The sequence below is a fragment of the Vibrio sp. 99-70-13A1 genome (assembly GCF_013114625.1).
Classification (GTDB): domain Bacteria; phylum Pseudomonadota; class Gammaproteobacteria; order Enterobacterales; family Vibrionaceae; genus Vibrio.
Genome location: NZ_VTXD01000004.1, coordinates 57,329 through 80,602 on the forward strand (window position 1 = coordinate 57,329; position 23,274 = coordinate 80,602).

The 23,274-nt window shown below is 43.3% G+C and carries 19 protein-coding genes and 1 riboswitch; of the genes, 10 read left to right on the top strand and 9 right to left on the bottom strand.

Features of this window, described 5'->3' with window-relative positions:
* Positions 1-88 precede the first annotated feature (88 nt).
* The gene (locus tag F0226_RS04970) at positions 89-2,212 is read left to right on the top strand and encodes a bifunctional 2',3'-cyclic-nucleotide 2'-phosphodiesterase/3'-nucleotidase (protein WP_253820767.1); all 2,124 of its coding nucleotides are present in this window, start codon (positions 89-91) and stop codon (positions 2,210-2,212) included.
* 126 nt (positions 2,213-2,338) lie between these two features.
* Here the strand turns inward: F0226_RS04970 and F0226_RS04975 are convergent, their stop codons facing one another.
* Positions 2,339-3,709 carry an NCS2 family permease gene (locus F0226_RS04975; RefSeq protein WP_171734621.1) on the bottom strand — a complete coding sequence of 457 codons (1,371 nt, stop codon included), beginning with the start codon at positions 3,707-3,709 and terminating at the stop codon, positions 2,339-2,341.
* A gap of 60 nt (positions 3,710-3,769) precedes the next feature.
* Positions 3,770-3,869: riboswitch (purine riboswitch) on the bottom strand.
* A gap of 300 nt (positions 3,870-4,169) precedes the next feature.
* On the opposite strand from F0226_RS04975, the gene gmk reads away from it, so the two are divergent.
* The 4 genes from gmk (at position 4,170) to recG (ending at position 9,683) form a co-directional block, all read left to right on the top strand.
* Positions 4,170-4,793, top strand: a complete 624-nt coding sequence (gmk, locus tag F0226_RS04980; RefSeq protein WP_171734704.1) for a guanylate kinase — start codon at positions 4,170-4,172, stop codon at positions 4,791-4,793.
* Positions 4,794-4,909: 116 nt separating this feature from the next.
* Positions 4,910-5,182 carry a DNA-directed RNA polymerase subunit omega gene (gene rpoZ, locus F0226_RS04985; RefSeq protein WP_004735648.1) on the top strand — a complete coding sequence of 91 codons (273 nt, stop codon included), beginning with the start codon at positions 4,910-4,912 and terminating at the stop codon, positions 5,180-5,182.
* A gap of 53 nt (positions 5,183-5,235) precedes the next feature.
* Positions 5,236-7,362: a bifunctional GTP diphosphokinase/guanosine-3',5'-bis pyrophosphate 3'-pyrophosphohydrolase gene (gene spoT / locus F0226_RS04990; RefSeq protein ID WP_171734622.1), complete on the top strand. Its 2,127-nt coding sequence runs from the start codon at positions 5,236-5,238 to the stop codon at positions 7,360-7,362.
* A 242-nt stretch (positions 7,363-7,604) separates the two neighbouring features.
* The gene (gene recG / locus F0226_RS04995) at positions 7,605-9,683 is read left to right on the top strand and encodes an ATP-dependent DNA helicase RecG (RefSeq protein ID WP_171734623.1); all 2,079 of its coding nucleotides are present in this window, start codon (positions 7,605-7,607) and stop codon (positions 9,681-9,683) included.
* Positions 9,684-9,812: 129 nt separating this feature from the next.
* Here recG and envZ read toward each other — a convergent pair whose 3' ends face one another.
* Positions 9,813-11,117, bottom strand: a complete 1,305-nt coding sequence (envZ, locus tag F0226_RS05000; RefSeq protein WP_171734624.1) for a two-component system sensor histidine kinase EnvZ — start codon at positions 11,115-11,117, stop codon at positions 9,813-9,815.
* A 128-nt stretch (positions 11,118-11,245) separates the two neighbouring features.
* Positions 11,246-11,965 carry a two-component system response regulator OmpR gene (gene ompR / locus F0226_RS05005; RefSeq protein ID WP_137373978.1) on the bottom strand — a complete coding sequence of 240 codons (720 nt, stop codon included), beginning with the start codon at positions 11,963-11,965 and terminating at the stop codon, positions 11,246-11,248.
* A 163-nt stretch (positions 11,966-12,128) separates the two neighbouring features.
* On the opposite strand from ompR, the gene greB reads away from it, so the two are divergent.
* Complete coding sequence (gene greB / locus F0226_RS05010; RefSeq protein WP_171734625.1) at positions 12,129-12,611, top strand: transcription elongation factor GreB; 483 nt, start codon at positions 12,129-12,131, stop codon at positions 12,609-12,611.
* Here the strand turns inward: greB and F0226_RS05015 are convergent.
* The 4 genes from F0226_RS05015 to F0226_RS05030 all read right to left on the bottom strand — a co-directional run bounded on the left by F0226_RS05015 (position 12,608) and on the right by F0226_RS05030 (position 16,001).
* Positions 12,608-13,279, bottom strand: coding sequence for a Crp/Fnr family transcriptional regulator (locus F0226_RS05015; protein WP_171734626.1), 672 nt, complete (start codon positions 13,277-13,279; stop codon positions 12,608-12,610). The genes greB and F0226_RS05015 overlap by 4 nt on opposite strands.
* 176 nt (positions 13,280-13,455) lie before the next feature.
* Positions 13,456-14,181: a nucleoside phosphorylase gene (locus tag F0226_RS05020; RefSeq protein ID WP_171734627.1), complete on the bottom strand. Its 726-nt coding sequence runs from the start codon at positions 14,179-14,181 to the stop codon at positions 13,456-13,458.
* A gap of 66 nt (positions 14,182-14,247) precedes the next feature.
* Positions 14,248-15,453 carry a nucleoside transporter C-terminal domain-containing protein gene (locus tag F0226_RS05025; RefSeq protein ID WP_171734628.1) on the bottom strand — a complete coding sequence of 402 codons (1,206 nt, stop codon included), beginning with the start codon at positions 15,451-15,453 and terminating at the stop codon, positions 14,248-14,250.
* Positions 15,450-16,001 carry an NAD(P)H-dependent oxidoreductase gene (locus F0226_RS05030; protein WP_171734629.1) on the bottom strand — a complete coding sequence of 184 codons (552 nt, stop codon included), beginning with the start codon at positions 15,999-16,001 and terminating at the stop codon, positions 15,450-15,452. The genes F0226_RS05025 and F0226_RS05030 overlap by 4 nt, the downstream gene beginning before the upstream one ends.
* An 850-nt stretch (positions 16,002-16,851) precedes the next feature.
* On the opposite strand from F0226_RS05030, the gene F0226_RS05035 reads away from it, so the two are divergent.
* The gene (locus F0226_RS05035; RefSeq protein ID WP_171734630.1) at positions 16,852-19,185 is read left to right on the top strand and encodes a Tex family protein; all 2,334 of its coding nucleotides are present in this window, start codon (positions 16,852-16,854) and stop codon (positions 19,183-19,185) included.
* Positions 19,186-19,361: 176 nt separating this feature from the next.
* Here the strand turns inward: F0226_RS05035 and F0226_RS05040 are convergent, their stop codons facing one another.
* Both F0226_RS05040 and bioH read right to left on the bottom strand, forming a co-directional pair.
* Positions 19,362-19,835, bottom strand: a complete 474-nt coding sequence (locus F0226_RS05040; protein ID WP_171734631.1) for an ATP-dependent Lon protease — start codon at positions 19,833-19,835, stop codon at positions 19,362-19,364.
* 336 nt (positions 19,836-20,171) lie between these two features.
* A complete protein-coding gene (bioH, locus tag F0226_RS05045) occupies positions 20,172-20,957 on the bottom strand; it encodes a pimeloyl-ACP methyl ester esterase BioH (RefSeq protein ID WP_171734632.1) in 786 nt (261 codons plus the stop codon).
* Positions 20,958-21,042: 85 nt separating this feature from the next.
* Between bioH and F0226_RS05050 the strand changes: the two genes are divergently transcribed.
* From F0226_RS05050 to nudE, 3 genes are all read left to right on the top strand, one after another.
* Entirely contained in the window at positions 21,043-21,759 is a 717-nt protein-coding gene (locus tag F0226_RS05050; RefSeq protein ID WP_171734633.1) for a ComF family protein, read from the top strand.
* Positions 21,760-21,867: 108 nt separating this feature from the next.
* Positions 21,868-22,452, top strand: coding sequence for a Fe-S biogenesis protein NfuA (gene nfuA, locus F0226_RS05055; RefSeq protein WP_171734634.1), 585 nt, complete (start codon positions 21,868-21,870; stop codon positions 22,450-22,452).
* A gap of 245 nt (positions 22,453-22,697) precedes the next feature.
* The gene (gene nudE, locus F0226_RS05060) at positions 22,698-23,267 is read left to right on the top strand and encodes an ADP compounds hydrolase NudE (RefSeq protein ID WP_171734635.1); all 570 of its coding nucleotides are present in this window, start codon (positions 22,698-22,700) and stop codon (positions 23,265-23,267) included.
* Positions 23,268-23,274 lie beyond the last annotated feature (7 nt).

A 23,274-nucleotide genomic window follows, 5' to 3' on the forward strand; every position in this document is an offset into this window, starting at 1 on the left:
GCGATATTGTAATAATACCCTCATGTTTCTGTAACAATCACCCCCCAAGATAAGCCGCATCTAAACTGTATTAAAATTTGAGGTACACATGAAAAATTCGGGGAAAATACTGCTCTCAGCTGCGATAGCAATGGCACTAGTGGGCTGTAGTGATTCAGATGATGATTTTGTCACCATCGATTTAAGATTAATGGAAACAACGGACTTGCACGGTAATATGATGCCGTACAATTATTTTAGTGACAGTGATAAGCAAAGCTATGGGTTTGCACGAACAGCACCAGTTATCAGAGCCGTTCGAGATGAAGCTAAAAATAGCATGCTATTTGATAATGGTGACCTTATTCAAGGTAGCCCAATGGCTGACTACATGGCGAGCTTAGGTGAAGACAACTTACAGTCAAACCTTCACTCTGTTTATAAAGCCATGAACTTGCTCGGCTATGATGCTGCCAATATTGGTAACCATGAATTCAATTACGGTTTGGATTATTTAAAAGCGGCGATTCAAGGCGCTGACTTCCCTTACGTTGTGTCGAATGTATTCAAATATGATGACACTCTACTTTCAAGCAGCGATTTTTCGAGCCAGTCATGTGAACCTCGCATCGATGAAGAGTTCCTATCTCAAGCTGAAAATGCCTTTACTCCTTATCTCATTCTAGAACGTAACTTTGAAGGCAGTGATGGCAAAATGCACGCGGTGAATGTGGGTGTGATTGGCTTTACACCACCAAATATCATGAGCTGGGATAAAACCAATTTAGAATGCCAGGTCGTTGTTTCAGACATTAAAACCACCGCCGAATTCTACGTTAGTAAAATGAAAGCTGAAGGCGCTGACATCATCGTCGCGATTCCACACTCAGGGCTTTCTGGTAGTGACGCTGACGTACCATTTATCGACAATGCAACATGGGGGCTTGCTAACATTGATGGCATCGACGCCATTATGTTTGGTCATGACCACAACAACTTCCCAACCACAACCGATACTTATGATGGTATGGAAGGAGTCGATGCCGAGAAAGGTAAGATCTTTGATAAACCAGCGGTTATGCCAGGCTACTGGGGTAATAACGTCGGTATTATTGACCTGAAATTGGAATCGACTAACTCTGGGGGGACTTGGAGTGTCAATTACGGTCAAAGTACCGCGGAACTGCGTGGATTGTATGAAGATACCGAAATTATGGCTCAAGATGTGGTTGATGCAGTAGCAGATGACCACCAAGGCACCATCGACTACATGCAGACCCCTATCCTTAAAATTGATCAAAAGATTAATAGTTTCTTCTCAGCAATCGAACCTGATCTATCTGTACAGATTGTCAACGAAGCACAATACAACTGGGGTATGACAGTTACTCAAGATGGCACAGTGCAAATGGAAGATGGCGCTATTTTGTTGTCGGTATCTGCACCTTTCAAAGGTGGTCGTGGTGGCGCTGAAGATTATACCAACATTGATGGCACAGAATTAACCAACGCTAGTGTTGCTGACCTATATGTGTTTGATAACAACACACCTGCAATTCTTAAATTAACCGCAGCTGATGTTAAAGAGTGGCTAGAAACCATTGCATCTCAGCAATACCAAACAGTTAGTACTGGTGGCGATTACCTTCTGCACCAAATGTTCCGCAGCTACAATTTAGATGTGTTCTATGGCGGTTGGAAAGCTGATGGCAATTCGAACAGCTTAAATTACACAATTGATGTCGGCACCCCACCTCGTTACTACGTAAATGCTAATGGTGAGCTAATCAACGACGCTGACGATAAGCCACAACTTAATCCAAATGGTGATTACCGCCGTATCAGTGACATTAGCTACAACGGTGTGGTCCTTGAAGACTCGCAAGTTCTTTATGTGGTAACCAATAACTACCGAGCTTCAAACAACTGGATTCCTGGCGTAGACCAAGCTGAAATTGTTCATGAAGATGGCGCATTCTCAAACCGAGAGTTAGTTGACCAATACCTAAAAGGTATCGCTTCTGAAAGTGCAGAAGAAGTGCCGCTACACCGTTTTGACAATGCTGAGAACTTCTCATTAACGGGATTAACATCAGGTACAGCCGTGAAGTTCTTATCTTCTCCAAGTGGTGAAACATTTGCTGGTGAGGTCCCTTCTGTATCATTCACATCAGAAACGGGCAACGTCGGTGATAATACTGGATTCAGTGTGTTTACCTATACGTTTAATTAAAAGCACGTTTAATTAAGAACACATTTTATTAAAAATACGTTCAATTAATATGCTCTAAATAATGTACAAACAAAAATGGCTTTACCTAACGTAAAGCCATTTTTTTATACTTGTGAAGTATAGGAGTTAAAGCAGCACTAAATACGCTAAGAAGATAACCGAAAGAATATAAATCAATGGATGGACTTCTTTACCTTTGCCTGCAACAACCATTGTAAATGAATAGCTGATAAAGCCCATTGCCATACCATTGGCAGGAGAGAAGCTCAGAACAGTAAACATAATGGTAAAGAATGCCGCAATGCGTGACTCTTTCTTTTCCCAGTTAATCTGACCTAGGCGACCGACCATGTAGATGCCTACCACTACCATAGCAGGTGCCACCATTGCCGCTGAGAAGATAGAGAACAGTGGGTATAAGAACAAAGACACTAAGAACAAACCAGCCACGACAACCGCCGCTAAACCTGTCTTTGCACCTTGAGAAGAAGCAATACCAGATTCAGAGAACGCAGTAATTGAAGTCGTCCCTAATACAGAGCCAATCACAGTACCACCAGCGTCTGCCACTAACGCAGATTTAGCGTTAGGTACTTTGCCATCTTTATCGATAATGCCTGCATCACGACCTACACCAACAATCGTGCTTAACCCATCAAAGAAATCGACAATCAAGAAGATCATCACGACAAATAGCAAATCAAACATTTTCTCTGCAGTGAAGTGAGAGAAATCAAAAATCGCCCCAAACGTACCCGACATACTTGGCGGCATAGACACGAATTGCTCAGGAATAGGAGCGTTAGATGTGCCCATGAAAACGTCAGCAAGTATGGTCAAAACAATTGCAGAAATGAAAGAGATAAAGGTCGCTAATTTGATGTCACGAACCATGCAGCCCAAAGCAATAAAAATACTGATGTAAGCAATGATCACAGTTGGGTCTGAGATGTCACCTAAACCCACTAAAACAAATGGGTTAGAAACAATAATACCGGCGTTTTTTAAACCTAAAAAAGCAATGAACAAACCGAGGGAAACGGTAATCGCCAACTTCAAATCTTCAGGGATTGATTCAATCATCGATTTGCGGATATTGGTCATCGAGAAAGCAAGGTATAGAAGACCAGACAGGAAAATCCCAAAAAGCGCTTCATTCCATAATAAAGCGACTGAACCACTGAGTAACATCCCCTTGAAGAAGCCATTCATACTCATGCCTGGTGCAAGCATTACTGGGTAGTTACCCCAAATCCCCATAATCAAAGTTGCGATAGCAGCAGACAAAGCCGTGGCCGTAAATACCGCGCCTTTATCCATTCCAGGAATCCCTCCTAGAATCGCAGGGTTAACCGCAAGAATGTAGCTCATCGCCAAAAAAGTGATAAAACCCGCATACAGCTCAGTGCTGATATTGGTTTTTCTTTCTGAGATTTTAAACAGTGCATCAAGCGAACCAGAAGACTTCTGGGCTTTGAGGGTTGATTCAGTACTCACAGCGAAACCTTTGCAATTAATTAATAAATTTTAAGATTGAAATGCTGTGCGAAATAGACGAACTTCTACACTAAAAACTGTAGTCACCAAGATAGGCTTGGTAGTAGAAACATCTAATCCATTTCATTAGATATATACAGCATTTAATCGTTTGCGCGGATTGTAAGGTTTTCGTCTAAAAGTTCAACGTCTTTATATTTAGATCACATTAAAATAGTGAAATTACATTTAATTGCACAAGGGTTTTACCTTTTGCGAGCTGGGTGAAGATCTTTTGAAAGCAAATAACGATCAAGATGATTGTTCTCAAGGATCGAAACATGCTACTCTTCGCCTCCATTTTTCTGACCTAATTTTCATCAATTGGCATTTATTAATGCTTAGTTTTGATAAGGCAGAACTATCTTTTTGTGCCGGCTTGTCAGCCAGCATTCAATCCAACAACAGTGGAAACATACAGATGGGCAAAGGTACTCTTTACATCGTATCTGCACCTAGCGGCGCAGGTAAATCGAGCTTGATCTCAGCAATGCTAGAAACCAATCCTACCTACGCAATGAAAGTGTCTGTTTCGCACACCACTCGTGGCATGCGCCCAGGTGAAGAAAATGGTGTTCACTACCACTTTGTAGAAAAACACCACTTCGAAGACCTAATCAAGAAAGATGAATTTCTTGAGTACGCTGAAGTATTCGGCAACTACTACGGCACTTCACGAGTATGGATTGAAGAGAATCTAGAGCGAGGCATTGATGTCTTCCTAGATATCGATTGGCAAGGCGCACGTCAAATCCGCGAAAAAATGCCTTTAGCGAAGAGTGTATTCATTCTTCCACCATCAAATGGTGAACTAGAGCGCCGTTTGAATGTTCGCGGTCAAGATAGCGACGAAGTTATTGCGAAACGTATGAGCGAAGCGAAGTCTGAAATTTCTCACTACAGTGAATATGACTATGTAATCGTGAATGATGACTTTGATGCAGCCTTAATGGACTTCAGAGCTATCATCCGTGCGGAGCGCTTAAAAGAAGATAAGCAAGCGGCAAAATACAGCGGCATGCTTACAGCACTACTGGCGGAATAATCTAGAACTAGATTTTCCATTGAGATAAGTATACGGTGAGCTAGAAAGTATCTAGTTAAACTTGTATACTTTCTCGTCATCAAAAATTTATTAGTTAATTACTATTTGGAGTCCTCATGGCACGCGTAACTGTTCAAGACGCTGTTGAAAAAGTTGGCAACCGTTTCGACCTAGTTCTTATTTCGGCTCGCCGCGCACGTCAAATGCAAACTGGCGGCAAAGATTCACTAGTGCCTGAAGAAAACGATAAGCCGACGGTTATCGCTCTTCGCGAAATCGAAGAAGGTCTTATCACTAAAGACGTACTAGATGCTCGTGAGCGTCAAGAGCAACAAGAGCAAGAAGCGGCTGAACTTGCAGCAGTAAGCAGCATCGCTCACACTCGTTAGCTCACAGCCGTTAATAGCGTCATTCGAACTAATTAACCTTCCGGGCCTTTAATTTGTATCTATTCGATAGCCTCAAAGACGTTGCCCAAGAATACCTAACAGAGCCTCAAATTGAGGCTCTGCGTCAATCTTATGTGGTAGCGAGAGACGCCCATGAAGGGCAAACCCGTTCAACGGGTGAACCATACATTATCCATCCTGTTGCTGTTTCACGAATTCTAGCCGAAATGCGTCTAGACATTGAAACACTGCAAGCCGCCCTACTCCACGATGTAATTGAAGATACTGAAGTTACAAAAGAAGAGTTAGAAGCGCAATTTGGCAATACCGTTGCTGAATTGGTTGATGGTGTATCTAAGCTGGATAAGCTTAAATTTCGTGATCGCAAAGAAGCGCAAGCAGAGAACTTCCGTAAGATGGTTCTCGCCATGGTGCAAGACATCCGCGTTATCTTGATCAAACTAGCTGACCGAACTCATAACATGCGTACGCTTGGGGCACTTCGCCCTGATAAAAAGCGCCGCATTGCACGTGAAACTCTAGAAATCTATTCTCCCCTTGCACACCGCCTTGGTATTCATAATATCAAGACTGAGCTTGAAGAATTAGGTTTTGAAGCGCTCTACCCTAACCGCTATCGCGTTCTTAAAAACGTGGTAAAAGCGGCTCGTGGTAATCGTAAAGAAATGATCCAACGAATCCATAGTGAGATTGAAGGTCGCCTTGAAGAAGTCGGCTTACCTGCTCGTGTGCTTGGTCGTGAAAAGAACCTGTTCTCCATCTATAACAAGATGAAAACGAAAGAGCAGCGTTTCCACACCATTATGGATATCTACGCTTTCCGTGTTGTGGTCGATACCCCAGATACTTGTTATCGCGCACTTGGCCAAGCTCACAGCCTGTACAAGCCACGCCCTGGTCGCATGAAAGATTATATTGCGGTGCCAAAAGCCAACGGCTACCAATCTCTGCATACCTCAATGATCGGCCCTCATGGGGTGCCTGTTGAAGTACAGATCCGTACTGAAGATATGGATCAAATGGCAGATAAAGGTGTCGCAGCGCACTGGTCTTACAAAGGTAATGGCTCACGTAGCAGCAATGGGACTACCGCACAGGTTAAAGCACAGCGTTGGATGCAGAGCTTACTTGAGCTGCAACAAAGCGCGGGTAATTCATTCGAATTCATTGAGAACGTTAAGTCTGATCTCTTCCCTGATGAGATTTTCGTCTTTACGCCAAAAGGTCGTATCGTTGAACTTCCTGCCGGTGCAACAGCGGTCGACTTTGCTTACGCAGTACATACTGACGTAGGTAACATGTGTGTAGGTGCTCGTGTAGACATGAACCCTTACCCACTAAGTAAGTCGCTGAAGAATGGTCAAACGATTGAGATCATCAGTGCTCCGGGCGCACGTCCGAATGCAGCATGGCTCAACTACGTGGTGACATCACGTGCGCGTACTAAGATCCGTCAGGTTCTGAAAACAATGCGCCGTGAAGAATCGATCACGCTTGGTCGTCGATTACTTAACCATGCGTTAGGTGAACTATCGATTAGCGATATTGCTCAAGAAAACATCGAGCACGTACTGTCTGACCTTCGCCTCGACAATCTCGAAGACTTGCTTGCATCGATTGGTCTCGGTGAACTAATGAGCATCGTGATTGCGCGCCGCTTATTAGGTGATGCTGACGAACTGACTGAAGTTGTTAACACTAACGGTACGACGAAGAAGAAACTTCCGATTCGCGGTGCTGAAGGGTTACTGCTCACTTTTGCTAATTGTTGTCACCCAATTCCTGGCGATCACATCATTGCGCATGTCTCTCCGGGTCGTGGCTTGGTTGTTCACCGTGAAACTTGTCCAAACGTACGTGGTTACCAAAAAGAACCAGATAAGTACATGGCAGTAGAATGGTCTGAGGATTATGATCAGGAGTTCACAGCAGAGCTTCAGATTGATCTTCAAAATCACCAAGGTGCATTAGCAGAATTGACCAATGTCATTTCCAAAACAGGCTCCAACATTCACGGCATTTCCACGGAAGAACGTGATGGTCGCTTGTACACTGTGACAATACTGCTAACAACTAAAGATCGCGTTCACTTGGCGAGCATTATGAAAAAGCTGCGTGTGATGCCACATGCGCTAAAAGTAAGACGCCGTAAAAACTAAGTGACACGAAAATAGCAAGTAAGGCTGAGCTTAATTTAGCTTAACCTTACTTAGCTTAGCCATACTTAGCTACGAAGCATTTAAAATCTCCTTAAAGTGACAAACTTTAAGGAGATTTTTTGTATCGGCTTATCGACCAAACATTCAACTTCATCCTTTCCCCTCTCCCCTACAATTCTGCCTGTACAAAAATCCAGTAAAATGATTGAATAGCTTGTCATTCTTATGTTTGCGAGCCATGTATGTCACAACTTTTATCTGCCATCCCTCTAACGTCCTTATCTGGTGTTGGAGCGAAAGTCGCTGAAAAACTGGAAAAAGTTGGGCTCAATAATGTACAAGATTTACTTTTCCACCTTCCATTACGTTATGAAGACCGCACTCGTATCTACCCAATAGCCAAGCTTCACGCTGGTTTATGGGCTGCAGTGCAAGGAAAGGTCATGAGCGTAGACACGACCTTTGGTAAACGTAAAATGCTGACCGTAAAGATCAGTGACGGAAATGGCACGGTTACTCTGCGTTTTTTCAACTTTACTGCTGGGATAAAAAACAACTTCTCTGAAGGTAAGCAAGTTTACGCTTACGGGGAAATAAAGCGGGGTGGTATGGGGCTAGAAATAGTACACCCTGATTACAAGTTTTTCGCCCCAAGGCAGCAGCCCGACATCGAACAAAACCTAACACCTGTTTATCCAACAACAGAAGGGTTAAGGCAGGTCACTCTGCGCAACCTAACGGATCAAGCACTAGCCCTACTCGATAAAGCCGCAGTTAAAGAATTACTCCCAGCGGGTTTATACGATCATCAAATCACGCTTGGCCAAGCTCTGCACACCATACACAGACCGCCACCTTCAATTGATATTGAAGCCTTTGATGAAGGCAAGCACCCTGCACAACTTCGCCTGATCATGGAAGAATTACTCGCACAAAATTTATCGATGCTATCAGTCCGCAGCAAAGGTCAATTGGATAAAGCGTTACCTCTTCCAGAAGTGAACGAACTAAAAACTCAGCTACTTGCCCAATTGCCGTTTTCTCCAACCAACGCACAAAATAGAGTAGTAAAAGAAATCGAAGCTGACTTAGAAAAGTCACACCCTATGATGCGTCTCGTTCAAGGTGATGTGGGTTCAGGTAAAACATTAGTCGCCGCTTTAGCTGCTGTTAGAGCTTTGGAGCATGGACAGCAAGTCGCGCTAATGGCACCGACAGAGCTACTGGCTGAGCAGCATGCTATTAACTTCGCTAACTGGTTTGAAAGCATGGGCATTCAAGTTGGTTGGTTAGCCGGAAAATTGAAAGGCAAAGCAAGAGAAAAAGAGCTCGCAGGTATTGCCAGTGGTGAAGCAAAAATGGTGGTAGGCACTCATGCCTTGTTTCAAGAGCATGTAGAGTTTAACAACCTCGCTCTGGTCATTATTGATGAACAACACCGCTTTGGTGTCCACCAGCGTTTAGAGTTACGAGAGAAAGGGGCAAAGCAAGGTTATTACCCACATCAACTGGTTATGACTGCCACTCCAATTCCAAGAACGTTAGCCATGACGGCTTACGCTGATTTAGAAACGTCAATTATTGATGAACTTCCACCGGGAAGAACGCCGATTCAGACGGTCGCGCTGCCTGACACTAAGCGTGATGACATTGTTCAACGAGTAAGAAATGCCTGCCTCAACGAAGGTAAACAAGCATATTGGGTATGTACCTTAATTGATGAATCAGAAGCCTTAGAGGCACAAGCCGCGGCTGACACTGCTGAAGAATTACAACGCATACTGCCCGACGTAAAAATAGGCTTGGTGCATGGCAGAATGAAACCCGCTGAAAAACAAGCGGTGATGCAAGAGTTCAAAGAGAACAAGCTGCACTTACTGGTAGCCACTACCGTCATTGAAGTTGGGGTTGATGTTCCCAATTCAAGCCTGATGATCATCGAAAACCCGGAAAGGCTTGGTTTAGCACAATTACACCAATTACGTGGTCGTGTCGGTCGTGGTTCAGTGGCAAGTCACTGCGTACTTTTGTACCACTCGCCTTTGTCTAAAACCGCTCAGAAACGTTTAGGTGTTTTACGAGAAAGTAATGATGGGTTTGTCATTGCGCAGAAAGATCTTGAGATTCGCGGGCCTGGTGAGTTACTCGGTACAAAGCAAACAGGGTTAGCCGACTTTAAAATTGCAGATTTAATGCGAGACCAACGTTTAATCCCTGAAGTGCAACGCATTGCTCGTCATATTCATGACCAATACCCAGACAATGCATTGGCTATTATTGAGCGCTGGCTAGGTGAGCGAGACGTTTATTCTAAGGCCTAGCATTCATAAACCAGCTAGATTCGACTCTAAGACAAATCAATTACGCGATTAAAAATTAAGAAAGACAACAAAAAACCGGCTCTATTTAAGAGCCAGCTTTTATACCTACCAATGCATATCAACCCTAAGTTAAGCTTTATATGTGGGGAAACTGATCTGCGCTTTTAAGCCGCCTTGGCTACGATTATTCACAACAACTGACCCTTGGTGCTGGCTAACAATTCTTTTCACTATCGCTAAACCTAACCCTGTACCTTCACTGCCTCGGGCCGTATCACCTCGGGTAAAGGGTTCAAACAGTTTACTTATTTGGTCTTGTTCAATTCCTGGACCATTATCTTCAACCGTCACCCACACTAGTTTGTTATCCGCCGTCATACCCGTTGAGATCTTGACCCAACCATTACCATAGCGAAGTGAATTCACCACCAAGTTACTTACCGCTCGTTTAATCGCAATCGGGTTACCTAAAGCAGCTTTCATTGACTCAGCAATATCCGTTTCTATCTGAACTTCATACCCACCTTCAGAACTTGCTACTTCACGGGCAATATCATCAAGGAATACATTAGTGAATGAGTCTGTATTGACTGGCTTCAAGTAGTCCATGAACTGGCTGATAATCTCATTACACTCTTCTGTATCACTGATGATGCCTTCCGCTAAATAGGCATCTTCTGGCGACATCATTTCTGTCGCTAAACGAATACGAGTTAATGGGGTTCTCAAATCATGACTAATACCAGCCATTAGTAATGCTCTATCTTCCTCAAGCTCTTGTATTCCTTTTGACATACTATTGAATGCTCGAGTGACAGAACGAATCTCAGACGCACCTTTCTCTGGTAGTGGTGGAGGGATTTCCCCGCGTCCAACTCCTTTAGCCGCTTTTTCTAACGCAATTAATGGTCGATTCTGCAAGCGTATAAACAACCAACCACCAGCAATAATCAACAACGCCATAATCAAGCTGTTTCTAAAGAGTGGTGCAAAATCTTCTTCTTGTAGCTCTGAAAGAGGAATTCTAATTAATGAATTGGGCAGCGCGTCTATATCCATCCACAATACGTAGCTTTCTGCACCTAGAATCAACCGAACTTCCGTTTGAGAGCCCAACTCCTTGCTCATCTCCTCGCTCATTAGATCAATCGTCACTGCATGAAAATATTCCTCAGAAATAGGACCATCTTTTGCGTGAACTGTAACCCCCAACTGCTCTAATACACGACGTCGTAAAGGAGCATCCATCTCTAAATCTTCCCCGCTACTTTCATCCAAAACTAAATTCAGCTCATGAGCTAAAATTTTGTTGAACTGCTGCAAGCTCGGCATCAATGCGTAATTGAACACCGCGTAGTAAGAAAACACTTGGCTAGCGATTAATAGAGAAAGAAATAGAACAATAGATTGAGTGAAGGAACTACGGATACGCATAGGAAACCTTAGAAGAGCAGATAATGGAAAGCTGAGAGGCACAAGCCTCAATCATAATGTATAAACAACAAAAAGACCGAGAAACAAAAAGGCCATCGTAAATAAATACAATGGCCAGACATTTTTACTTAAACCGCTTTTCCATCAGGAACAAAGACATAACCTAAACCCCAAACGGTTTGGATGTATCTAGGTTTGCTTGGATCTTCTTCAAGCATACGTCTTAGGCGAGAAATTTGAACGTCAATCGAACGTTCCATCGCTGAATATTCACGACCACGAGCCATGTTCATCAACTTATCACGAGACATTGGCTCACGAGCATTCGTCACCAAAGATTTCAAAACAGCGAACTCACCAGACGTTAATGGCATTGGCTCTTCACCACGGAACATCTCACGAGTCCCTAGGTTCAAACGAAATTCACCAAACTCTACAATCGACTCTTCAGTACTCGGCGCTCCAGGAGCTTCAATCACTTGGCGACGCATAACGGCTTTAATACGAGCCAGTAGCTCACGCGGGTTAAAAGGTTTTGGCAGATAGTCATCTGCACCGACTTCTAAACCGACAATACGATCGACTTCATCGCCTTTTGCCGTCAGCATTAGAATTGGCAATGTATTATTTGCATTACGTAAGCGGCGACAAATGGATAAACCATCTTCACCTGGCAGCATTAAATCCAGTACCATCAAATGGAAATTTTCACGAGTCAGTAGGCGGTCCATCTGCTCACTATTTGCCACGCTACGAACTTGAAAGCCCTGCTCCGACAAATAACGCTCAAGTAATGCACGCAAACGAGCATCATCATCGACCACTAAAATTTTATAGTTTTCTTGCATGTAATGATTCCACCTAATAAAAGCTTACGCCTGAAAATTTATGATTTGGGGTAAGGCATTAAAAATGTAACATTCTTAGCGCAAATGTCGCCCAAAGAATTGTTAACGTATGTTGCCTTTCTATATATTCTATCTTAGAACATGATTTAATTTAGTCAGAGTTATGAAAACAAACTTAATCACTCGTGAGGGTTATGACAAACTCACAAAAGAACTGAATTTTCTGTGGCGAGAAGACCGCCCCGAAGTCACCAAAAAAGTAACGTGGGCAGCAAGCCTAGGTGACCGCAGTGAAAATGCAGATTATCAATATAACAAAAAACGCCTTCGAGAAATCGATCGTCGTGTGCGCTATCTCAGAAAACGCTTAGACCAAGTTAAAGTTGTCGACTATTCGCCACAACAAGAAGGCAAAGTATTTTTCGGCGCTTGGGTCGAAATAGAAAATGAAGACGGTGATATCAAGACGTTTAGGGTTGTTGGCCCTGATGAGATCTATGGTGGCGTCAAAGATTACGTTTCGATTGATTCACCGATGGCGCGCGCATTACTCAAAAAAGAAGTGGATGACGAATTTACCGTGAGAACGCCTGAAGGTGATAAAGAATGGTTTATTAACGCGATCCGTTATGATGGCAAACCTTAAGAAATAAACGCTTCTAGCCGAGCCATATCGCAAATATGTATTTGATTACCTCGCTTTTCAATCAAGCCTTGTTCTATCAAGCTATTGAGAGCACGACGGTAAACTCGGCTTGAAGTGCCAAATCGTTCCGCTTCAAACTCTACCTTATCAAAAGCATCCAAAAAGACATTTTGACGCGCCCTATGCCAAAGGTCATAAGCGATATTATACGCTATCGAGTGCAACACTCGGTTAGTGTAGATTTCCATTGAGTCTTCGTAGTCATAAGCCAATGCCGAAGCAAAAAAGAGCGCCAAGTTGGGCTTATCGGTAATACATTTTTGTAGTTGATTCGCGCAAATCACATCAGCCTCAATGTCATCATCCGCAACCACATTCCATTGACATGCGTTACCAGAAAAAAACTCCATCTCACCAAAAATATGATGATCACACTTCACTTCACCTAATTGAAAACGTCGGCTATTCACCGCACAAATATGCATCGCTACTCGCCCGACAGAAATAATATAGAGTTTATTCACGGGCTGACCTTGCTCTAAAATCGTGTCACCACGACTAAAACGTTGGGTGCCAACCCGACATTGAAAAAGAGCCGCTTCAAAATCACCGTATTGCTGTTCTAATAGAGGAGTAAAGCGTGTATTTGCATAAGGACGTAGCTGCATTGGATTCTTCATAATAATGGAGACTGAAAGAACATACGCATTTGAGAAGGGCTTTGGAATAGATGATGTCAAAAATTGACACAATAGCACCCATTACAACGGTCTAATTATCACAAGAGCCCCCACTTAACTGAGCAGCTCTTGTAATTCGATGGCTAAGTTAATAACTAAAAAAGCTATCGCGTTAAAGCATACAGAGCAGCCAGCGTAGCGTTTTGCTCGCCTTGTGATGTCAGTGTTCCTTCATCGACATAATTGCTAATGCCTTGCTGAACATCTTGCTCGTACAGCACAACGTTATTCAGAACCGATGCAACTTGCACGCCTCTTAATCGACCTACAGTTAATAGCGCAGATGTCTCCATATCGGCACCTAATACACCTTTTCCATGCCAATACCGACAGACATCAAGCTCATTATCGATGTAAAAACTATCATGAGAACGTACGATTCCACGATGAAAGATCTGCAACATTTTTTTGCTAAACTCCACCAACCCACTCACTAGATCTATATCTGAATAGGCAGGATAACTAGGTGAAATATAACTCGCCGATCCACCTTCATCTCGTACCGCAGCTTCTACAATGATCAAGTCACCCATCGCAATATCATGCTGCAAAGCACCAGCGGAACCAACACGGATGAGTTGTTTGGCACCGCACATTACTAGCTCTTCAAGGGCAATAATGGCAGAAGCCGCGCCAATACCTGTACTACAAACAGTAATATCTTGTTGATTGTATCGCCCTCGTATCAAGCGAAACTCTCGATTGTTAGCCAGTGACACCACGTCAGATAAATGTTCTGCAATGCGATTTACGCGTGCAGGGTCACCACACAGAATAACCTTATCTGTAACTTGTGTTTCATCGACACACAAATGGGGTTGTTTGTTCATAATCTACCTTACTGCTCAACGACCTTACTAACCATGGTAGGCTGCGCGATACGCAGCCTCATTCAATTACACAAACAGGCCAACAACCGCCGCGTTCATTAAGTTTGCTAATGTTGCCGCCAAGAGAACTTTCATTCCCAGTTGACCAATAACACCAGCACGCTGTGGAATCATTTTACTCAATGCGCCACATACCATTGCCACCGAACCGATATTGGCAAAGCCACACAGTGCAATGGTCATAATAGCGGTGGAGCGAGGGGTCATTTCAACGCCACCCATACTTGCAAAAGCAACAAATTCGTTAAGTGCGATTTTCTGACCTAAGAAAGAACCCGCAATACCCGCTTCTTCCCAAGGAATACCAATTAGCCATGCAACAGGCGAGAAAAACGTTCCTAGAATGACATCAACCGTTAGATCTGGCTTACCAAACCATTCACCAATCGCTCCTAAACCGCCATTTAGCATCGCCATTAAACCGATACATGAGATGATCACAGCACCGACAATAGCTGCAATTCCCATACCGGCTATCGCACCTTTTGCAACCGCATCAATAAAGCTACTCGGCTTTTCATCGTCTGGAAGTTCTGGTACTTCATCAACGGTCTCTTCTGTTTCAGGGATCAATAATTTAGCAAACATCAAACCAGCTGGAGCCGACATGAAACACGCCATAATCAGGTAATTAAGATCCACTCCCATACCCGCTAGACCAGCCAGAATAGAGCCAGCAATAGAGGACAAACCGCCAACCATCACAGCAAAGATTTGAGAACGAGTTAGTACACGGTGGTAAGGCTTCACCAATAGTGGTGCTTCCGTTTGCCCCAACACAATATTACCAGCCGCATTCATTGACTCGGCGCGAGAAGTACCTAATACACGCTGTAAGCTGCCGCCAATAATACGAACGAACCACTGCATAATGCCTAGGTAGTAAAGCAATGATGTTAAAGATGCCGTAAAGATGATTTGTGGCAATACTTGCAGAGCCCAAACAAAGCCAATGCCATCGACACTAAAATTCACTAAGCTACCAAAAGCGAAACGAATACCTTCAACTCCGTAGCCAAAAACATTCCCTACGGCATTAGACACAGACAGCAACACACTCGCACCAACATCCGTTGCTAGTACGAAGAAAGCAACACCAATAATGACAACAAAAGCACCACCAACTGCACGCCAGCTTATTTTGCTGCGGTTTTCAGAGAAGATAAAACCAACACTCAATAGCGCGATAATTCCGAGGAAGGACTGGATCATTTTGAAACCTCTAAAGCTTGATTAACGACTTGAATAAGGCGTTGTGCATGTTGGTGAGAGAGTTCTAAAGTCATGGCTTTATCACCGCCTTCTTCTGGGGTAGCGTTCATTTCAAAGGTCACTATCGTATCGACAATATTGACCTCTGCCGCTCTGAATGGATGTTCGTACGCGACTTGGTAGGCTAAGAGGGGTAAAAAATTGAAGCCAGTTTCGTTGTATGACTCTTCTGTTGCACCAGCAGTGACAGAAAACAGCACCGGCTTATCTTTAAGCTTGCTACCCTCTGGACCAAAGGCAAAGCCGTATGTGAATACCTCATCAATCCAACGCTTAAGCACTGACGGATACGTACTCCAATAAAGCGGGAACTGAACCACGATTAAATCCGCTATTTGCAGCGCAGTTTGTTCCGCTTCAATATCACCATTAAAGTTTGCAACATGATTAACATTCCACTCGGTTTGCTGAGCAAGGTCAGTCAAAATTGTGGCATTTGCAACTGACTTGGATAAGTCAGGATGACCATCTATCACTAAAATATTCATAATTATGTCCTTGAAGTTACGCTCATTTCGCACAACACATAGCCACTCGATTACCATAGAAAAAGGTTTATCGATTATTGGCTGAATTATAAATAATAAAGATGGTTGGACAGGAGGACATTTGTCCCCTCACGAATGAGGCAGATCATAATCTTTGACGAAAAAAACAGAGGAAATAAATAAACTAGAGATAAAGAGAAGGGATATGTACAGCCTAAAATAAAAGAAACCCCGCTAAGCTTTCGCCTAACGGGGTTATGGTTCTTTTGCAGCAATCCGGCTACTGTTCATCTTATGAGGTTTCCCTTCAATAAGACTGATGCTCCCTGCATCTATCCTTGACTGTGGCTAAATCCATTAACCGATTTCCATAGTTCATCGCCATCCTAGCGGTGTCCATATTGCCCATCATCCTGACTGGCTAATCTCATCCAAAGATATTACTGATTCAGTATTTTACTTCCTTGCTGATAACTCATCCTAAGTCACCAAATCTTCATCCTGAAGATACCTATTCCTTTAGGCTTTGTCCTGTTCCTGCCAACTCCCTGTCGACAAAGTGAATATTACGCGGATTGTTTGACATTCACAGAGGCTAAAAACAAAAATTTATCTGAAATATTAATTAAACAAAAGCAACATTCAAGTAAAATCAATCAGTTAGGATGATTGGTGAGATATTCTATGATAAATGCAAAGCGTATTCTCACATCAGCAGTGAGAGATCTCTTACAAGACTGATAACAGATAGAGAAACCGGTTCTAGCCCATATTATTCGGGGTTAGCTCTAGAAAACACCCAAGTGACTCCCCATATTACTCCTATGATACTAAATAAGAGATTCAACGGATGAGCCACGCTATCTGTACATTGATTGCCCAGGAACTGAATGTTCGCCCTGAGCAAGTTATCGCTGCTGTAAACCTCATTGATGACGGCAACACTGTCCCATTTATTGCGCGTTACCGTAAAGAGGTCACTGGAGCATTAGACGATACCCAACTGCGTAACTTAGACAGCCGACTTTCTTACTTACGAGAATTAGACGATCGCCGTCAAACGATCCTGAAATCAATTAAAGACCAAGATAAGCTGACACCTGAACTCGAAAAAGACATCAATCAAGCAGACAGTAAGACTCGCCTTGAAGATTTATACCTTCCTTATAAACCCAAGCGCCGCACCAAAGGGCAGATTGCCATTGAGGCAGGTCTCGAACCTTTAGCTAACTCCCTTTGGAGCAACGCACAGCAAGATCCAGAAACGGAAGCAGCGCGTTATATCTCTACAGATAAAGGAATCGCAGATACTAAAGCTGCACTTGATGGCGCACGAGCGATCATCATGGAGCGTATTGCAGAAGATGCAAACCTACTTGAAAAAATCCGCCAACACTTAACGCGTAATGCCGAACTAGCAGCTCGTGTAGTGACGGGTAAAGAGCAAGCTGGTGAGAAGTTTAAAGATTACTTTGAGCATAATGAAGCAATGAGCAAAGTCCCTTCACACCGAGCTTTAGCTATGCTGCGTGGCCGTAATGAAGGCTTCTTAACGTTAGCTATGAATGCCGACCCAAGCCAAGATGAAAGCATTCGCACTTCATATTGTGAAAACATCATTTCGGAACATTACGGAATTCATTTAAGCAGCGCGCCTGCCGATGCATGGCGTAAGCAAGTGATCAGCTGGGCATGGCGTATAAAAGTTTCTATGCATATGGAAACTGAACTTATGGGTTCAATGAAAGAACGCGCTGAAATCGAAGCGATTGAAGTATTCGCGACTAACCTTAAAGATCTACTAATGGCAGCGCCTGCTGGTCCTCGTGCGACTTTAGGTCTCGACCCTGGTTTACGTACGGGTTCTAAAATTGCGATTGTGGATGCGACAGGTAAAGTGCTCGCGACAGATACGATTTACCCTCACCCACCACAAAAGCAATACGACAAGTCAGCTCATGTTGTTGAGCAATTAGTTCGTAAATACAATGTTGACCTGATTGCGATTGGTAACGGCACTGCTTCACGTGAAACCGACAGCTTTGTGGCTGATGTAATTAAACGTGGCAACCTAAACGCACAGAAGATTATCGTCAGTGAAGCTGGAGCCTCTGTGTATTCTGCATCAGAATTAGCGGCGAAAGAATTCCCGAATATGGATGTATCGATTCGTGGTGCCGTGTCGATTGCTCGCCGATTACAAGACCCTCTCGCAGAGCTTGTGAAAATTGACCCTAAGTCTATTGGTGTGGGTCAATACCAACACGATGTAAGCCAAACGATGCTTGCTAAGCGCCTTGATGCAATTGTAGAAGACTGTGTGAATGCTGTTGGTGTAGACGTCAATACCGCTTCTGCTGCGCTACTAACACGTGTGGCAGGGCTTTCGACAACCATCGCTCAAAATGTTGTGGATTACCGCGACGAGAATGGTCGATTCGAAGCGCGTACGACATTAAAGAAAGTCGCTCGACTCGGACCAAAAGCATTTGAACAGTGTGCTGGTTTCTTAAGAATCATGGATGGTAAAAATCCGCTTGATGCGTCATCAGTCCACCCTGAAGCCTACCCTGTCGTTAAAGCTATTGCAGAGAAGAACCGAAAAGACATTAAGTCTCTTGTTGGAGATACTGATTTCTTACGTGGTTTACACGCGATTGATTACACCAACGAAAGCTTCGGTGTACCTACTATTACTGACATCATCAAAGAACTGGATAAACCGGGTCGTGACCCGCGCCCTGAGTTTAAAACCGCGACTTTTGCAGATGGCGTGAATAGCATGTCTGACTTAGAACTAGGCATGATTTTAGAAGGTGTTGTCTCTAACGTGGCGAACTTCGGCGCTTTTGTTGATATTGGCGTTCACCAAGATGGTTTAGTGCATATTTCTGCGCTGACTGATCGCTTTGTCTCTGACCCTAGAGAAGTCGTAAAAGCCGGTGATATCGTTAAAGTAAAAGTCATGGAAGTGGATGTTCAACGTAAGCGTATTGCTCTGACCATGCGTATGAAAGATGAACCAGGGCAAGATAATAAGTCACAACGTTCTAGCTCACCTCGCGATCAGCAATCTAGACCTCGAAATCAAAATGCTCAAGGTAACCAGCGTCGTCGTGAAGAACCACAAAACGCGGCTATGGGCGGTGCATTCGCTGCTGCTTTTGCTAAAGCAAAGAAATAAGCTGAATCGATAATAAACCGAAATCAGCCGTTAGCGAAAGCGACCTGTTAACGAAAAAATCGGTTAACAAGAGCAATCAATAAATAAATAAAAGTAATCACAAAAAAAAAGAAAAGCCTGACCTTTCATAAAATGGGAAGAATCAGGCTTTTTTCTTAAGTAGCCAAAGATCTCCGTCATAAAACCGCTATAACTTCTGATGGCGTATGAGGCGCTACCGCATGACCATAGTGGTACTTAATGATCTTACGCCGTTTATCCATCTGATCTTGCCTTATCGCCGCATCTAAAACATGCCTAGGCAGTCGAAAACGCATCGTGTAACCTTTTCCTTGATCAGCACTGTAAGTCTGTAATGCTAATAAACCAAATAACCGATCTAAGATGTCTTTGGGTTCTTCATGATAAATCGAACTGGCTTCCGACTCGTTATCCATCTCATAACCTGGGTGTTCAGAGGGATCCCATGCCGACTGCTTTCGTCGTTTCTCATCAGACTTAACCCTACGTTCTGCATTAGTTTTTGCCATTGCAACCGTTGGGGCTATTGGCTCACGAACTCTATTATCGCGCGCAACTTGCTCTGTTTGCACATTAACTGATGGGGCGATCAATGGCACACTTACAACTGATGCAGGTGGCACTATCATCGCGAAGTCTCCTCAGAATCGCCCAACGTTTTATGCTTTCTTGCTTATCTATTTATCTATTTATCTATTTATCTATTTATCTATACAGCTTTATCTCATCGATAAATTATTCTCGCTATACTCTTTTGCTTGGCTTTTGACCTGGTACGGTCTCCTACCTACGAATATCTATACCAATACCAATACCAATACCAATACCAGCAAAGAAATAACCCCCATTGATAGCCAGTTACTTTACAACTCACCTCGTTGGTTAGCTTATATATCGACCAGTTTGATTATAAATTTAGCATTTAGTTTCTCTTCAAATAAAACAATAATCATTTGAAGTAGTTATCACTGGGGCTTTATCTCTGCAAAATTGAGTAACTGGCTGCAAAATGCTTCTGCTTCAGTCATGAATGGCGCATGCGATGATTGAGTAAAAATAAACTGCTCCGTATGAGGCAACGCTTTGTCTAAATCTTTCGCCACTTTAATCGGAACTAAACCGTCTAGCCGACCATACAAACGCAGCATTGGAACGGATATTTCTGGTAGTTGCTCCCTTAAATCCACATCAGATAGCATCTTCAAACCCGCTAGTAATGATTCTGGATTTGGCAACGGACGAGATAGCACCGCTTGCTTTAACTGTTTCACATCTTGTCTCGCTGAAGGGCTGCCCATCGCTTGTAAAGCCATAAAACGTTCAATGGTGGTTTGAAAATCTTCTACAAGTTGCTCAGTGAAAGCCGTCAACACATTAGGCTGAATACCACGCCACATCACTGGTGTTTTCTCGGCTGAAAACTTAGGTGAACTCGCAACCGTAACCAACTTCCGAACATAATCCGCATGGTGCAAAGCCATATGTGTGGCAACTAGCCCACCAAGAGACCACCCTACCCAAATAGCGTTTTTGGGAGCATCTTCAATCAGTAAATCAGCAATACCTGCAAGATCTTTAGCGTGGCTGTGAGAACTGTGCCCGTAGCCAGGAAGGTCGACGACATGAACCGTAAAATTACGTTCTAGCGTTTTAACAGTTTGCTGCCAAACGGCGCCATTCATTCCCCAGCCATGAACCAAAACTAAGTCAGGACCAGAACCTGATACATGCCAATACAATGCTTTACTCATTCTTGCAGTGTCTCCTACTTTTTTCAGCCACGTTAGCCAAACACGCCACTTACTATTAATGATTGTCCTTTAAAGAATTAAGCTCATGTTATCTGATTGGCTACAAAAGAGCACCCAGCGGCTACTCACACCTCAATGCTCGTTATGTAAATTAAACAAGTCGAACTCAGATCGTTCATCCACCTTTTGCAATACATGTATGGAACATTTTGCTCCAACTCCTCGCTGCTTACGCTGCGGGTTAGAAACACCTTCAACCATTGAGCAGTGTGGCAGTTGCTTATCTCATCCTCCCTTATGGGACAGGCTGTATTGTGTGAGCGACTATACCTTCCCAACGTCTTCTTATATTCATAAATTCAAATACACCAAACAGTTTTGGCTAGCTCGGGATTTAGCATCACTCATTTCAAGTCGTATAGACCAACCCGCACCACTGATCACAAGCGTGCCTTTGCATTGGAGGCGCTATCTACAACGCGGATTTAATCAGAGCGATCTACTTGCCCGTTACACAGCAAAAGCACTAACAACAAAAGAAGTTAAGGTTGAAAGCAAAACGCTTTTCAAGCGAACAAGAGCGACTAAAACTCAGCAAGGATTATCTAAACACCTTCGCAAGCAGAACCTAGCCGACGCGTTCGAATTAATAAAAGCGGATGTGCCTAAGCACGTTGCCATTATGGATGACGTGGTCACAACCGGCAGTACCGTGAACCATTTATGCCAGTTATTACGGGAAATGGGTGTTGAAAGGATTGATATCTACTGTATTTGTCGGACGCCCGAGCCAAGTAAATAAAGGCGACGAGCTTGATCTGTACAGCAATCCAACAAAAAGAGGCTGAATTACAATTCTGACCGGAGTAGAATGTCTGGAATAGCCTACAAATTTACTCAGGTATTAGTCGTGTCAAATATTACAATTACAGAAACAGCTCAAACTCACTTTGCCAATCTGCTTTCACAGCAACCTGAAGGCACAAACATTCGTGTATTCGTGGTAAACCCAGGAACACAAAATGCTGAATGTGGCGTATCTTACTGCCCAACAGACGCTATTGAAGCTTCTGATACGAAACTGTCTTTTGAAGCATTCGATGCTTATGTAGATGAGCTAAGCTTGCCATTTCTAGACGAAGCAGAAATTGATTTCGTAACAGACAAAATGGGCTCTCAGCTTACTCTAAAGGCACCAAACGCAAAAATGCGTAAAGTATCTGATGACGCAACACTTATAGAACGTGTTGAATACGCAATTCAAACACAAGTTAACCCGCAACTTGCTGGTCACGGTGGTCACGTAAGCCTAGTAGAGATTACTGAAGAAGGCGCAGCTATCGTTGCATTCGGTGGCGGTTGTAATGGTTGTTCAATGGTTGATGTGACTTTAAAAGAAGGCATTGAGAAAGAACTATTAGAACAGTTCCAAGGTGAACTTACTGCCGTTCGCGATGCAACAGAGCACGATCGTGGTGAGCACTCTTACTACTAGTCCACAGTAGAAGTAACACCAAACAAACAGCAAAAGGTTGATGTGTAAGCATCAACCTTTTTTAATGCCTTATCTCATCCTATTATTGAATAAGTTCATTGAGTGAATGATCGGTCCTCAGGTATTCACCCTAAGAATTTTGCATAAGGTTCAGAATTAAGTCGAAACACAAAATCCGCCAGTATCAATCCATGCCGTTTTTTCATATATTGGGGGTATCTAATTAAAGCTAAGGAGCGAGCGTAATGACAAAAAGGAAAGTGCCAGAAATTTTGGCTCAGCAAACTGTCGCTCAATCAAAACTTTTCTCTATTGAATCTCTCGATTTACGCTTCTCTAACGGTGAAGAAAGAACTTACGAACGCATGAAGCCCAGTGGGCGAAGTGCCGTGATGATGGTTCCTATTTCTGAACAAGGTGATCTTTTACTGGTTCGTGAATACGCTGCAGGCACTGAGCGCTACGAACTTGGCTTTCCAAAAGGGTTAGTTGATGAAGGTGAGACACCTCCAGAAGCCGCAATCCGAGAGCTTAAAGAAGAAATTGGATTCGGTTCTCATAAGTTAACCCCTTTAAAAGAAGTCATCCTTGCTCCTTCTTATTTTTCGAGCAAAATGACGCTATTCATTGCTGAAGAGTTATACCCTGAAAAGCTTGAAGGTGATGAACCTGAACCTTTAGACATCATACGCTGGCCACTTGCTCAAGCCGAAGAATTACTCACTCATCTCGATTTTAGTGAAGCTCGCTGTATTACCGCCCTACTACTAGCCCTCAGAACATTAAAAGAACAAGCTAGTACATTAGAAGAATAAGAGTTAG